13 protein-coding genes and 1 pseudogene are annotated in these 13674 nt (G+C 35.1%); 4 read left to right on the top strand and 10 right to left on the bottom strand.

The features are described from left to right. Positions 1-48: 48 nt before the first annotated feature. From KFZ70_RS10180 to KFZ70_RS10150, 7 genes are all read right to left on the bottom strand, one after another. Complete coding sequence (locus KFZ70_RS10180; protein ID WP_233244012.1) at positions 49-309, bottom strand: four helix bundle protein; 261 nt, start codon at positions 307-309, stop codon at positions 49-51. Then, on the bottom strand, positions 272-427 hold the full coding sequence (locus KFZ70_RS10175) for a four helix bundle protein (RefSeq protein WP_233244013.1): 156 nt from the start codon (positions 425-427) through the stop codon (positions 272-274). The genes KFZ70_RS10180 and KFZ70_RS10175 overlap by 38 nt, the downstream gene beginning before the upstream one ends. 75 nt (positions 428-502) lie before the next feature. Next, positions 503-1342 carry an ABC transporter permease gene (locus KFZ70_RS10170; protein WP_139695422.1) on the bottom strand — a complete coding sequence of 280 codons (840 nt, stop codon included), beginning with the start codon at positions 1340-1342 and terminating at the stop codon, positions 503-505. Between the two features lie 143 nt (positions 1343-1485). Next, positions 1486-2070 carry an adenylyl-sulfate kinase gene (gene cysC, locus KFZ70_RS10165; protein WP_139695423.1) on the bottom strand — a complete coding sequence of 195 codons (585 nt, stop codon included), beginning with the start codon at positions 2068-2070 and terminating at the stop codon, positions 1486-1488. 7 nt (positions 2071-2077) lie between these two features. Next, positions 2078-2872, bottom strand: coding sequence for a 3'(2'),5'-bisphosphate nucleotidase CysQ (gene cysQ / locus KFZ70_RS10160; RefSeq protein ID WP_139695424.1), 795 nt, complete (start codon positions 2870-2872; stop codon positions 2078-2080). 19 nt (positions 2873-2891) lie between these two features. After that, positions 2892-5351, bottom strand: coding sequence for an exopolysaccharide transport family protein (locus KFZ70_RS10155; RefSeq protein ID WP_139695425.1), 2460 nt, complete (start codon positions 5349-5351; stop codon positions 2892-2894). A gap of 11 nt (positions 5352-5362) precedes the next feature. Further along, positions 5363-6163: a polysaccharide biosynthesis/export family protein gene (locus tag KFZ70_RS10150; protein ID WP_139695426.1), complete on the bottom strand. Its 801-nt coding sequence runs from the start codon at positions 6161-6163 to the stop codon at positions 5363-5365. 106 nt (positions 6164-6269) lie between these two features. On the opposite strand from KFZ70_RS10150, the gene KFZ70_RS10145 reads away from it, so the two are divergent. Further along, positions 6270-8132: an ABC-F family ATP-binding cassette domain-containing protein gene (locus KFZ70_RS10145; RefSeq protein WP_139695427.1), complete on the top strand. Its 1863-nt coding sequence runs from the start codon at positions 6270-6272 to the stop codon at positions 8130-8132. A gap of 9 nt (positions 8133-8141) precedes the next feature. Next, the gene (locus tag KFZ70_RS10140) at positions 8142-8915 is read left to right on the top strand and encodes an O-methyltransferase (protein ID WP_139695428.1); all 774 of its coding nucleotides are present in this window, start codon (positions 8142-8144) and stop codon (positions 8913-8915) included. Between the two features lie 21 nt (positions 8916-8936). Here KFZ70_RS10140 and KFZ70_RS10135 read toward each other — a convergent pair whose 3' ends face one another. The 3 genes and pseudogenes from KFZ70_RS10135 to KFZ70_RS10125 all read right to left on the bottom strand — a co-directional run bounded on the left by KFZ70_RS10135 (position 8937) and on the right by KFZ70_RS10125 (position 10903). Beyond that, positions 8937-9320: an OmpA family protein gene (locus tag KFZ70_RS10135; RefSeq protein WP_233244016.1), complete on the bottom strand. Its 384-nt coding sequence runs from the start codon at positions 9318-9320 to the stop codon at positions 8937-8939. Positions 9321-9716: 396 nt separating this feature from the next. Next, positions 9717-10667 (bottom strand): annotated as a pseudogene (locus KFZ70_RS10130) (DUF5723 family protein); the annotation flags it as partial. A gap of 26 nt (positions 10668-10693) precedes the next feature. Further along, positions 10694-10903, bottom strand: coding sequence for a hypothetical protein (locus KFZ70_RS10125; protein WP_139695431.1), 210 nt, complete (start codon positions 10901-10903; stop codon positions 10694-10696). 164 nt (positions 10904-11067) lie between these two features. Between KFZ70_RS10125 and KFZ70_RS10120 the strand changes: the two genes are divergently transcribed. Together KFZ70_RS10120 and KFZ70_RS10115 are read left to right on the top strand one after the other, a co-directional pair. Beyond that, positions 11068-12966 carry a hypothetical protein gene (locus KFZ70_RS10120; protein WP_139695432.1) on the top strand — a complete coding sequence of 633 codons (1899 nt, stop codon included), beginning with the start codon at positions 11068-11070 and terminating at the stop codon, positions 12964-12966. Positions 12967-13078: 112 nt separating this feature from the next. After that, complete coding sequence (locus tag KFZ70_RS10115; RefSeq protein ID WP_139695433.1) at positions 13079-13651, top strand: cob(I)yrinic acid a,c-diamide adenosyltransferase; 573 nt, start codon at positions 13079-13081, stop codon at positions 13649-13651. Positions 13652-13674: the final 23 nt, after the last annotated feature.

The raw sequence follows: 13674 nt of genomic DNA, 5'->3' as shown, positions 1-13674 counted from the left end.
TTCGTGAAACGTCTTTTGTGAAATGTGAAACGTTTATGGTGAAACGTCTCACCCCTCACACTTTACCCCTTCCGTTTCAAATAATTTCTTAATCCTAAATAACAACTGTTTTACTTTTAAACACATATCAACAGTATCTTGATTATCATTAACAAACTGTAAGCGAACTGCAATTAAATACTGAGTCTCCACTTCAGCTAAAGCCCCTAAAGCAATAGACAAAAACTGTATCAGTTCCTTATCACTTTTTCTACCGCATCCCTCCGATATATTAGTCCGATATTTTAGAAGGAATAGAAACCTCGGCACGCTGCATCTTACTGGTCAACACATAACGCTCAGCATCAGGAAAAACCGAAGTAATTTTATAAATCAGTTCAATCAAATCCATACTCGATTTCCAAACCTCTAAATCCTTATGATCCATATTTTTTGTTATTCGAAAAACATCTCACGTCTCACCCTTCACGTTTCTCATCCCACTGCTCTCCTCTCACACGTTTCAAACCCGTTCAACAATAATAGGAATAGACAACCGATACCATACCAAAGCCACGCACATTAAAGGAATACTTCCTAGTAACAACATCATATAATAATTGACAAATTCTAACGAGCCGCCCGTTAGTACATTCCTGGTAACTTCAATAATTGGAGTAAGCGGATTGTACAGCATCAAGGTTTTCATAATACCTGAATCGGGAATAGCATACACTACGGGAGTAATATACATCACAAACGATAATCCTAAGCTTATAAACTTGTTAACATCTCCATACAACATACTTACCGGAGTTATAAATAGTCCTATCATAGTACCAATAAAAATAGCAGCTAATAAGGCCAAAGGAAAAAACAAGATATACCAGCTCAATGACATGTGATACACCAGCATCAATATAAGCAACAACACCATTTTAATACTACTGCTGAACAATAATTTATATAATCCAGATACCACAAGGGCTTCCTTAGGAAAATTAATTTTACTCAATATCCCTCGGGCGCTATTCGTACTGGCTGTAGGGGTATTTATCGCTTCTTTTAAAACAGACCAGATTAAGGTTCCTGAAAACACATACACAGGATAAGGAATTCCTGTATCAGACAGTTTTACTGTACCCGAACTACTTAAAAAAATCCAGACAAAGGCGGTGGTTAAAGGCATCACAAAAGCCCACAAAATACCAAAATACGATTGCCGATACTGCGCCTTAATATCTCTAAGTGCTAATTGCTTGGCTAAAAAATGGGAGCCTAAAACATCTTGGACCGATGCCTTTAATAATCTGCCAAATTTTAAATGATTATCCTTTTGGTAAATTCGAGTTTCTAATGCCATATGCTATACTAAAATCAAGCCTATTTATAAAAACAAACCCAACTATGCAGTAAATATAAGTTGCTCAAGGCATTCAAAAAAATGAATCCCTTTTAAAATTGACTTATATAACATAAATCACATACCATATACAGCATAACCAGTTACAACCTAGATTCCAAATAAGTTAAAATCTTAGCCACAGCTGCTTCTGGCGTTTCTTCCGTCGTTCTAATTTCAATAGTAGGATCTACTGGTGTTTCAAAGGGCGCACTTATACCTGTAAAATTTTTAATAGCGCCAGAACGTGCTTTCTTATACAACCCTTTTACATCACGTTGTTCACAAACCTCCAAGGGCGTGTTGACAAACACTTCAATATAGTTTTCTTCACCTACAATGGTCTTAATATCGGCCCGTATTTTAGTATACGGGGTTATAAACGCTGCGATAACCACTAAACCAGCATCAATAAATAACTTACCCACTTCAGCCGTACGCCTTAAGTTTTCAAACCGATCTGCTTTAGTGAATTTTAAATCTTGATTTAATCCTCGTCTTAAATTATCACCATCTAAACTATAGGTATGTATTCCTTGCTTATGCAAGGTTCGCTCTAAAAGATCAGCAATAGTAGATTTCCCCGATCCTGATAGTCCTGTAAACCATATTAAGCAAGGCATATGTCCTTTTAAAGCGCCTCTATCTTGCTTGGTTATGGTATACTTTTGTTTTTTTACCTGCTCCATATAGATTCTATTGTACTAAAAAATACGGGTTTAATAAATCTTCCTTATTGTACTGCAAGGGTTCTCCTGTATCTATGCGTTGCACTGTAAGACCAACAGCCGAGCAAATGCCATGTCCGGCAGCCGTATCCCATTCCATGGTAGGCACAAATCTAGGATACATATCGGCGTCACCTTCCGCCATTAAACAAAACTTTAATGAACTGCCTTTTGAAACTATTTGTACCGACTTCCCTTCTTGTTCTAACCCTGCAATAAAAGCATCGGTTTCTCTACTTTTATGCGAACGGCTCCCTATCACACGAAGAGGTTTACCGTCCTCATGCTTCGGGTATATGCTTATCTTATCTTTAAATATAGCGGTTGAATATACCGCCTTATCTAATGAAATCTTATAAGCTACTCCATCTGATACCACACCATAATACAAGGTCTTTAAAACAGGTACATAAATAACCCCCATAACAGGTTGTCCGTTTTCTATCAAAGCAATATTAACAGTAAACTCCCCATTTCTCTTTATAAATTCTTTAGTGCCATCTAAAGGATCAACCATCCAACAAGTACGCCAATGCTTACGTTCTTCATATGGAGCTTGTTTATGCTCTTCACTGATAACAGGAATATGAGTTGATTTTAAATAAGAATGAATAATCTGATGAGCACGTTCATCTGCCACGGTTAACGGCGAATGGTCTGATTTGAATTGCACCTCAAAAGAGGTTTCATAAACCATCATAATTTCAGCCCCTGCTTTTATGGCAGCCTCAACCGCTATAGCTAAAAGTGTATCCTTTTCCATGTTAAACGAATATAAGGAACTACCTTCTTTTTAACAAAGTCTTCAATTTACGCACTACACCTCCTTTTTTCCCACCACTTTCATGATACCCATTAGCATAATTCCCATAACCATAGCCATAACCATAACCGTAACCATAGCCATAACCATATTTCGCCTTTTGATCATAGCCATTATAAACTATGCTGATGTTTTTCACCTGTTTGGTTCGATACTTTTCATTAATAAAATTAAGCATTTCACGTTTGGTATAGTCTTGTCTGACAACATAAATAGAAGCGTCTACATGTTCATTAAGTTCTAAAGCATCCGCAACCAACCCTACTGGTGGTGTATCTAATACGATGTAATCATAGGTTCTCTTAAGCTCCTCAATCATTTCCTCAAGCTTATCATGCATCAACAACTCAGAAGGATTAGGAGGAATAGGTCCCGAGGTTATAAGATCTAACCCTGCAATATCTGTAGATTGAATAACAGTGTTTAGCGATGCGTCTCCTATTAAATAATTGACAATACCTAAATCATTTTTAATATTAAAATCATCAAAAATCTTAGGCTTTCTTAAATCCAACCCTAATAAAATCGTTTTTTTACCACTTAACGCAAAAACGGTAGCGATATTGATAGAACAAAAGGTTTTCCCTTCACCACTCACTGACGAGGTTATCATCACGGTACGTGCCCCGTCTAGATTCAACCCTTTATAAAAATACTGTAATCCCGAACGAATGGCTCTGAAAGATTCTGCCACAGCCGATTTTGGTTTTCTATGTACAATCAAATTATTGTCTAAAAGGTTTTTACCAACCACCCCAAGAATAGGAATAGACGTTAGTTTTTCAACATCTAGCGGACTGTGAATATTATGATCTAAAAATGTTAACACTAGCGCTATAAGCAATGGGATTAAAAGCGCTATAAAGCCTGCAAACACATAACGTTGATTTAAATTTCTTCCCAACACTGTCGCTCCAGTATTTTTTGCAGGGTCAATTACCAATATATCTGAAACATTGGACGCCTTAATAATTTCAGCCTCACCACGCTTGGCCAAAAACACATTATAAGTTTGCTGACTCAAAGTGTATTGCCGTTCCATACCAATAAGCTCTTGCTGATCTTCTGGCAATTTACTAAACTGTAATTCTACAAGCTTTAAATCTTGGTTTACAACATCCAACTCGCGCTTTAAACCATTGGTTACCGAACTAATATTTTCTAATAAAACATTCTTCAATCCTTCAATCTGTCTATTTAAATCATCAAAAATAGTAGCGTCTTTCCGTACAGAATATTGAAGTTTAGACTTTTGAACTGAAAGTTCATTTATTTTTGCAACGTTAGATAATATATTAGGATCTCCAATTCCTGCTATACTTGGGGCTGGTATATCCGTAAAACTGCTACTTGATAACAAATAATGTTTTAACTGCGAATAATAATCTAACTGTCTGTTTATACTTTCTTTACTAGCATCCAACTTAGAGAACTTATCATTGAGCAGCTCACTTTCACTATCTAAACTGAATATTTTATTTTTCTTTCGGTAACTATTTAAGGCACTGGCATTTTCTGAAAGTTCATCTTTAACGCGTGCTATTTGTTCTTCAATAAAAGTAATGGCATTGGTAGCATACTGATTTTTACGTTCCAATTGATCTTCACTCAACACCGCCACAACGGTATTTAAATAATCAACAATTTTATGCGTATTTTTATCTATCAATGAAATATCTAAAATAGGGGAAGATTTCATATTATTAACGTTCAACCGCCCTTTATAACTCGCTACAACCCCATCAAAATGACTAAACTGAATAAACAAAGGAGTGTTAATATTAGGGGTTCTACCTTCTGCAAGTTTCAATTCACCCTTTAAAAAAGGTAAATCTATAGCCTCTCCTATGGTATAGCGTCTCTTAAAAAGTCCAACTGGTACATCAACCCGAGATATCTGCTTAGTGATGTAATTTTGAGCACTAACTACAGCACTTTCAAAGTTAATCTCCAGCTCATACGTAGCTGCATCAAGAAAAGTAACCTGTATAGGTATATTGATGAGCTGCGCGGTATTGTAATCATGATAAAACCGAAATGGTGCAGCCTTATAAATATCTTGTTTTCTAAAGCGTCCTTGTTTTAAATAACTCTTATAAAACTCCAACCTATCCACCACTTTCTCATGGTGTGTTCTAGACGATAAAGTAACTATTATGGTTTGCAACTTTGCGGTAACACCACCCCATTTAAAAGTTAAACTGGCATTAGATGTAAATAAAGGATTCGTATCATCCTCAATTGAGATTTTAGTACCCAACCGATAAGAAAACTCTTCTCTAATATTTTTTTGGTAGACTATAAAAACACCAATAGCAAGTAATACCACAAAAAGCTTCCAATAGCTTAAGGCTCTAAATAGAAACTTCTTTATATCGAATGTAGTACTTGACTCTAAAACTTCAAATTCCTCTTCCATGCCTTAACTATTTAAAGAGATTTTGCTAAAAAATACGTTGAAACCGCTAACGAAAATATAGACGCTACCGTGAGTAAAGTCTGCGTAGCTGTAGTACCTAATCCTAAGGCCTTACGTTTTAAAGGTTTTACCAAAATAATATCATTGGGTTGAATGAAATAATAAGGTGATTCCATGGCCTTTATATCCAATAAATCTATGTGGTGTATTTTTTGCCCATCAGGATATTGCCTTATTACTAGTATATCAGATCTATTCGCTGTCAGTGCTACATCGCCTGCATTGGCAAGCGCTTCAATAATATTCACTCGATCTTGATATAAGGTATACACCCCCGATTTGGCATCTCCAGTTACCGTATACCGCAACCCCGCTAGTTTTACACGTACAAAAATCTCGGCACTTTCTTTAAAATACTGACTTAACAATTCATCCTTAACCTTATTTTCTATTTCTTCAATGGTAAATCCTAACACATTAATCTCTCCTAAAACAGGAAACTTTATATTGCCATGCAGATCAACCGTAAAGCCATTAAAGTACAAACCTGCCCCTCCTTGTGAAATATTGCCGCTTGAAGTAGCACTTTGAACGGGATTAAAAATACCTACCAATTCCTCATCTAAAGCCTTTACATTAATACTTAGTATATCATTGACCTGAACTCTATAAGGTTTGGGTATTTCATTAATTACCAAAGTACTATCGGTGGTTGTTCCTTTATTCTGAAGGTAAACCGTATCTTTATTCGTGATACAGGATACAAAAACAACATGTAGTATTATGACTAGCAGAAGAATACTTCTCTTCATTATGAGGCTGTTTGATTTCTCACAAATATAAGTTTTAGGGGGGAACAATAAAACTTATGCGGTATTTTTTGGTTTTTTGTCCGTTATTTGCAAAAAACTTTAGCTTTTGAATTATTTAAACGTAGAAAATATATCCAAATCTTACGGTGAACTGGTGTTATTTGAAGACCTTTCGTTCAGCGTACATAAGGATCAAAAAATTGCTTTTGTAGCCAAAAATGGCACAGGAAAAACGTCTATCTTAAATATTCTTTCTGGAGATGACCAACCCGATTCTGGACATATTATTTACAGAAAAGACATCAAAGTATCTTTCTTATCACAAGACCCTAAGTTTGATAAAACGCGTACGGTTGAAGAAACCATTTTAGCAAGTGATAACCCCATTTTAAAAGTTATTTCTAACTACGAAAAATCCCTATTAAACCCAGAAGACACAGATACTTATCAAGCCGCGTTTGACGCTATGGAACGGCATCAGGCCTGGGATTTTGAAACCCTTTACAAACAGATTCTCTTTAAATTAAAACTAGAGAATCTCAACGAAAAAGTCAGCACGCTTTCAGGCGGACAAATTAAGCGCTTAGCCTTGGCTAATGCCTTGATAAATAAACCTGATTTACTTATCCTGGATGAGCCTACCAATCATTTAGATCTTGAAATGATTGAATGGCTGGAAGCCTTTTTTGCCAAAGAAAACATAACGCTTTTTATGGTCACTCATGACCGTTATTTTTTAGAACGCGTTTGTAACGAAATTATTGAATTAGACGAAGGTGAACTGTACAATTACAAAGGAAATTACTCCTATTACCTAGAAAAAAGAGCCGAACGTAAAGAGCGTGAAGCTGCCGAAACTGGAAAAACCAAACAATTATTTAAGAAAGAATTGGAATGGATGCGTAGGCAACCCAAGGCACGAACTACAAAGTCGAAGTCAAGAATAGATGATTTTTTTGAAATAAAACACAAGGCACACCAGCGTAGAAAAGATCACGAAATTCAGTTAGAACTCAATATGGAACGGCTAGGAAGCAAAATCTTAGAATTCCATAAAGTATCTAAAGCCTTCAAAGACAAAACGATTCTTAATAGTTTTGATTACACCTTTAAAAAGGGCGAACGAGTTGGTATTATAGGTAAGAATGGTACAGGTAAAACAACCTTTTTGAATATTTTAACCCAATCAGCTCAACCTGACTCAGGTAAAGTGGTAAAAGGCGACACTGTTAAGTTTGGCTACTACACCCAAAATGGTATTACCATAAAACCCGAACAAAAGGTCATTGATGTTATTCGTGAATTTGGTGATTATATTCCGCTTAAAAAAGGCAGACAAATAAGTGCACAACAGTTATTAGAACGCTTTTTATTCAGCAGAAAAAAGCAATATGACTTTGTTGAAAAATTAAGTGGCGGCGAACGTAAACACTTATACTTATGCACTGTTTTAATTCAGAACCCTAACTTTTTAATTCTGGATGAGCCAACAAACGATTTAGATATAGTCACTTTAAACGTTTTAGAAAGTTTTCTTTTAGACTTCCCTGGATGTATTATTGTAGTATCTCATGACCGCTATTTCATGGATAAGATTATTGATCACCTTTTTGTATTTAAAGGCGAAGGCGTCATTGAAGACTTTCCTGGCAACTATACAGACTATAGAGTTTATGAAGACAGCCAACCCGACACACCCACTATAGCCGAAGACAAAAAAGAAAAACAATCCTGGAAACAAAATGAAGCCTCTAAACTATCTTTTAACGAAGAAAAGGAATTAAGAAATATTGAGAGTAAACTCAATGCGCTGGCTTTCGATAAAAAGGAACTGGAGAACAAGTTTAATAATCCAGACCTGTCACAAGATGAGATTAACACACTCTCTCAAGAGCTTCAAGCACTTCTTAATCTCATTGAAGCTAAAGAAGAACGTTGGTTTGAACTCTCATCAAAACTAGAAGATTAATCACATATCATGCTTTACCAGGTTAAGCAGTACCTAAAATTCCTAATAGCCTCTACCAATCAACACGGGGTACACTCGCCTTTTGTATTTAATTTGGTTACCCAGTGTTTTTATGACAAGAAAAGCTATACCAATTACCACCTTATTGAGCAGTACAAAAACACATTGCGCAACAACAAATCAACAATAAAAATTACTGATTTGGGTGCAGGCTCACAACGCATGAACCAACATGAACGCCTAATATGTGATATGGCCAAGCATGCTGGAACTCCGCTAAAAAGAGCAAAACTTTTATATCGCTTGGTACAATACCTTCAGCCGAAAGAAATTTTAGAATTAGGCAGTTCTTTAGGTATTGCAACACATGCTATGGCGTTAGGTAATCCAAAAGCTAAAATCACCTCTATTGAAGGTTGCCCCAATACTGCTACATTTGCCAGACTCCAATTAGGTAATCTCAACAATAGTTCTGTTGAGATTATTAATCAAGATTTTTATAAAGCGATTACTAAGCGTAGCCAAAATCAATACAATCTTATTTTCTTTGACGGCAATCACCAAAAGGAAGCTACCTTAAACTATTTTAAAACCCTTTTACCAACCGTAAATAATGACACGGTTTTTATTTTTGATGATATCCATTGGTCAAAAGAAATGACACAAGCTTGGGATATCATAAAAAAACACCCCAAAGTAACGGTAACTATTGACACCTTTTTCTGGGGGTTTGTTTTTTTTAGGAAAGAGCAAGCTAAAGAGCATTTTACAATAAGAACCTAAAACAAAGAGTTCCTCTAGTATTTACTTAACCAAGTTAATTTCAACCCTTCTATTTTGGGCTCTACCAGGTTTATACATATTGGTTGCTATTGGTCTTCTTTCACCATACCCAACAGCCTTCAACCTGCTCGCATCTACACCATTTTCAACTAAAAAGTCCAAAACTGATTGTGCACGTTCTTCAGACAGCTTCTGATTAAACGCATAGCTACCAATACTATCGGTATGTCCTTCAATGGAAAACTTTGCACTTGGATAAGCATTTAATATTTTCACAATTTCATTAAGAACCTCATGCGACTCTTCTTTTATTTCAGACTTACCATGATTGAATAAAATAACTTTTGCAAAATCATTTAACGCTTTTTGAACCTCTTCGGTAATCTCTACCTCAGGACATCCCATATTAGCCACAGTGCCAGCGTCATACTTACACTTATCGTCTTTATCAAGAACACCATCGCCATCAGTATCTTTCCAAGGGCAACCATTATTTTCTACTGGTCCTACTTCACTCGGACATTCATCTTCATTATCTAAAACCCCATCACCATCTTGATCTCCCCAAGGGCATCCTTTATTTTCAACAGGGCCGAGTGTTTTTGGGCATTCATCGTCTTTATCAATAACACCATCACCATCCTTATCTTTTGCTTCATTTTTGAACAAACTAATTTTTAAACCAGCATATACATCAGCCTCTTTATTATTATCACTCAAAACTGCAGAAATCACAGAGCCAGAACCTATGTACAACGGGCCTGCCCTTAAACCTGCCCCTATTCTAAACCCACTTTTTTCAATCACACTGAATGGCAAGTAAAACCCAAACCATTTACTTTCATAACGTGGTGTTAAGGATACTGTATTCCATATATAATTGGCAGTTTTTCTTGATTTAGATATTAAAGAAACGTCTGTATTGAGATTTATATAAAATGCATTATTTATGTTCCAATCGGCATTTACATGAACGGCCGTTGGTAAATCCAGTTTAACCCCCCTACCAGAATCTTGCAAGGTGTAAAAATTCCTTAAAAAAGAACCAAAGTCCTCTGCATTATCAAAATCTTCTTCACTAATATTTGAATTAGTCACAATGTAGCCCTCTCAAATACCTTCTTTATAATTAACAAATCCAATGTCTGTGACTGATAAGCCTATTTTCAACTCATAACCTCCAGCCTGATTTTGTTCATTTTGATTGGGACGCCACTCATAAGTAAATCCAAAATCAGCACCAAAACCTTTGGCTTTTTTAGGAAGTTCATATTCATAATCATCACTATCAAAATCATCAAATCGTGCAAAATTTAAAAACCCAGTAGATGATATACTCCCTGTGGTTTCACCGCCTCCTAAATCGGTTCCATCAGCATCATAAGTTACACCTCAGTTTTCCCCAACCGCATAAGAACCTCCTAATCCTTGTAAATATTTCAAACTAACTCCGGTCTTCAAAACGTGCTGCTTTTTATGAAGTAAAATCTGGGCATAAGATATACCTAATTCGGCCCAAGCATGTGCAAGTACATTGACGTGGTCTTCTTGAATCATAAAATCATCGGTTGTATCATCTTCAATCGCTTGAATTGAAGCGCCATCTAAATCATTTATATTTCCAAATGATCTTCCTCGAGTAAAGAGCGCAATCGATGTGGTTTCCCCTAAATTAAACAACACAGATGGTCCTAGAACATCAACATTTGCAGCTGCATGATTCCCAGATTTTGGATATTTATTAGCCCTCATCAAACTATAATCATCTTTCAGCGCATCTAATAAATCAACACCATAATAATCATCGTTCCAAAGGCATTAAAACCCATTAAATTAATATCTAATTTAAATGGTGTGCTTACAATGTTTGCGGGGTTGTTAATAACGTTATGTACTCCGTTATAATTATCACCCATAAATCCTATATAAGATTGAGATCTGACTGTTGAAACTATTAGTAAAATAAGGAGTAAAGGTATTCTTTTCATAAGCTGGTTTGAATCATGAGTTAACAAAAATAATTTTTTCTAACAGAAAAACCACTCATGATTTTATCAATATATAATAATTAGTAAAATAACTTCCTTCTCGCTATTTTTGATAGAAATTCTTTCAATATTTTATACTTTTACAACTTACCTTACAAATTAAAATGAATAAATTATTAATCTTATTCCTCCTTGTTAGCTTAAATAGTTTTTCTCAGTTCAAATTAACAGATGAAAGTCTTGAGGAAAAATCCTTCAGAATGTTGCACCGACCTTCTCCTAACAATAAACTTTCACAGTATTTAAAATCTCACATAACAGCTGAAGAGCTCCAAATAATTAATAATTCACTCAAGACCAAAAATATTAATAGTTTAAGAATAGTATTTGATATAAATAAAAATGGAAGACCATGGAATTTTAGAGGTTATACTGGTAATAAACAGCTAAATCAAAAATTATACCAACTTGTGACTTTCTTTTTAACTAACGAAATACCAAATTTGGCAGACCTTTATCAAGCAAGACATAAAATACAATTATTCACTAGAGAGAATGACACCACCTTTATTAATGCAAGCACGGTTATAGTTAGTGATTATCCACCAAAATTTGACATCTACAAAAGGAACAAAAAAACGGCAATAAAATTAAATAAAACGAAGCCTAACGCTAACTCTTCTATTTCAGATGTTTTTAATTATCACGCTATTGAAGACTGTCAAAGTGCTCCTCGCTATACTGATGCTTATGGCTGTTTCTCAAGAAATTTCGAAAAATTTATTATTGCCAATTTTAACAAAAGGATTTTTAAAGAAGAAAACATCATAGGTTTCTATAAACTTCCTGTTAAGTTTGAAATTGACAAAAAGGGTAAACTTCATTTTATTCCCTCCACAAATTCAAATTCCATTTTTACTTCAACACTAACAAAATCCCAAAGTGCATGGAATGCTAACGCGAGAGCTTTTGGTGCAGTTATTTTAAATGCCAAATCACCAGAAAATATAGTTCAAAAAAAAGATAGCACCAAAACTTTCAAAACTAATATTAAGGCTAACCCAAAAACAACCACATCCAATGAAACCTATTTACGCCCTATAAATGACACGTATGATTCTAACTCTTTAATGCTAGATAGCTTTGAAAAAATCTCAGACACTGTTGGTGTTGCGTATGAGCAACTAAATCCAATAAACAAAGAAGTTGTTAGACTTATGAAATTATTTGAACCCAATGTTGTAGCACCTTCTAAAAGGAATAATGTAGCAGTGGCCTCTATGTTTTCAGGTCTATTCGACCTTTTTATCCCAGAGATTCTAGATGAAAATGAAATTGAGACTTTAGAACAATGTGCCTTCACCAAATTCTTTAATGATAAATTGGACCAAAACTTAGTTACAGCCTGTGATAAACCCAAGCAGTATCCTCGCTTTATGCCAAATTTCTTAAAGCAAAGTGCTCAAGTTAAGGTCTTTTTTTATTTTAACCATAAGGGAAAATTAGACCAAGTTTGGGCCAATGCACTCAATGTAGATTTGAATAAAGACATTGTGAGTGCTTTTAAAAAATATCCTCTGGATAGTTTACAACTCGATAAATCAATCAATAAACTATACTCATTAGTTGTTATTAGGGATATAGCGAATAAGAAATATGTTTTATGCGATGAAAAAGTTCAATGCTCTATTATTGGGGAATATACTCCTTGTGAAGATTGCAAAAATTTAAACGACATTAAAAAACACAATAACGAAGAAATTAGCAACCACATAAAGAGCAAGGTAAAATCCTCTAACTATTCATTTAAACTAAAGCAAAAAGCAAAAAGTGATAATACCAATGAAATTTTAATTTATATTTCAATCGCCAAAAATGGTTCTATAAGTCCTATCGCCATTCATATTAAAGACACATCTAATAGTATTTCAGGAAACGGTAATTGGGCTGTTGAAAAACTTAAATCTATTATTTCCGAGATGCCTAATTTTACCAAGCCACATAAAGACTTACCTACTGGGTTTCATAATAAAAAGTTTGTATTTCATATTGATAATAACTAGAATACTAAAGTCCATTTCTCAATTGAGTTTAAACGTATAGTTGTTAAGTCGTCTGGTTTCTATTACTTTTGAAAAAACTTGACGCTTTTTACGTCATTGCGAGACACATTATATGAAAATCTACACCAAAACAGGAGACAAAGGTACCACCGCACTATTCGGTGGCACACGTGTACCAAAACACCATATACGCATTGAAAGCTACGGAACCATTGACGAACTCAATTCACACATGGGTCTAATTAGAGACCAAGACATCAATCAAAATTATAAAGATGTAATTACACATATTCAAGACCGCCTGTTTACTATTGGTGCCATCTTAGCTACAGATCCTGAAAAAGCCCTATTAAAAAATGGAAAAGAACGCTTAAACATTCCCAAAATAAGTCCAGAAAACATAGAACGATTAGAAAAGGAAATGGATACCATGAACGAGGCTTTGCCTCCTATGACGCATTTTGTACTTCCTGGCGGTCATCAAACCGTGTCATTCTGTCATATAGCCCGTTGTGTTTGCCGTAGAGCTGAGCGTTTAGCTACTGCACTTGATGAAATTGAACCCATAGAACCGCATACCTTAATGTACCTAAACCGTCTTTCTGACTACCTTTTTGTGTTGGCACGAAAATTGACTTTTGATTTGCAAGCTGATGAGATTAAATGGATGCCTGAAAAGCGATAATTTAATTTTTGCTACATGGCTCT

The sequence above is a fragment of the Allotamlana fucoidanivorans genome, assembly GCF_045788535.1.
GTDB lineage: Bacteria > Bacteroidota > Bacteroidia > Flavobacteriales > Flavobacteriaceae > Allotamlana > Allotamlana fucoidanivorans.
This window is presented reverse-complemented; position numbering and strand designations above follow the sequence as displayed.

What these genes read in the sequence shown, in the direction of transcription:
- cysQ (WP_139695424.1), bottom strand. Translation starts at nt 2,872, where the DNA reads ATGGAAAAGGATACACTTTTAGCTATAGCGGTTGAGGCTGCCATAAAA.
- KFZ70_RS10155 (WP_139695425.1), bottom strand. Translation starts at nt 5,351, where the DNA reads ATGGAAGAGGAATTTGAAGTTTTAGAGTCAAGTACTACATTCGATATA.
- KFZ70_RS10150 (WP_139695426.1), bottom strand. Translation starts at nt 6,163, where the DNA reads ATGAAGAGAAGTATTCTTCTGCTAGTCATAATACTACATGTTGTTTTT.
- cysC (WP_139695423.1), bottom strand. Translation starts at nt 2,070, where the DNA reads ATGGAGCAGGTAAAAAAACAAAAGTATACCATAACCAAGCAAGATAGA.
- KFZ70_RS10120 (WP_139695432.1), top strand. Translation starts at nt 11,068, where the DNA reads ATGAATAAATTATTAATCTTATTCCTCCTTGTTAGCTTAAATAGTTTT.
- KFZ70_RS10115 (WP_139695433.1), top strand. Translation starts at nt 13,079, where the DNA reads ATGAAAATCTACACCAAAACAGGAGACAAAGGTACCACCGCACTATTC.
- KFZ70_RS10135 (WP_233244016.1), bottom strand. Translation starts at nt 9,320, where the DNA reads ATGGGATGTCCTGAGGTAGAGATTACCGAAGAGGTTCAAAAAGCGTTA.
- KFZ70_RS10175 (WP_233244013.1), bottom strand. Translation starts at nt 427, where the DNA reads ATGGATCATAAGGATTTAGAGGTTTGGAAATCGAGTATGGATTTGATT.
- KFZ70_RS10170 (WP_139695422.1), bottom strand. Translation starts at nt 1,342, where the DNA reads ATGGCATTAGAAACTCGAATTTACCAAAAGGATAATCATTTAAAATTT.
- KFZ70_RS10140 (WP_139695428.1), top strand. Translation starts at nt 8,142, where the DNA reads ATGCTTTACCAGGTTAAGCAGTACCTAAAATTCCTAATAGCCTCTACC.
- KFZ70_RS10125 (WP_139695431.1), bottom strand. Translation starts at nt 10,903, where the DNA reads ATGAAAAGAATACCTTTACTCCTTATTTTACTAATAGTTTCAACAGTC.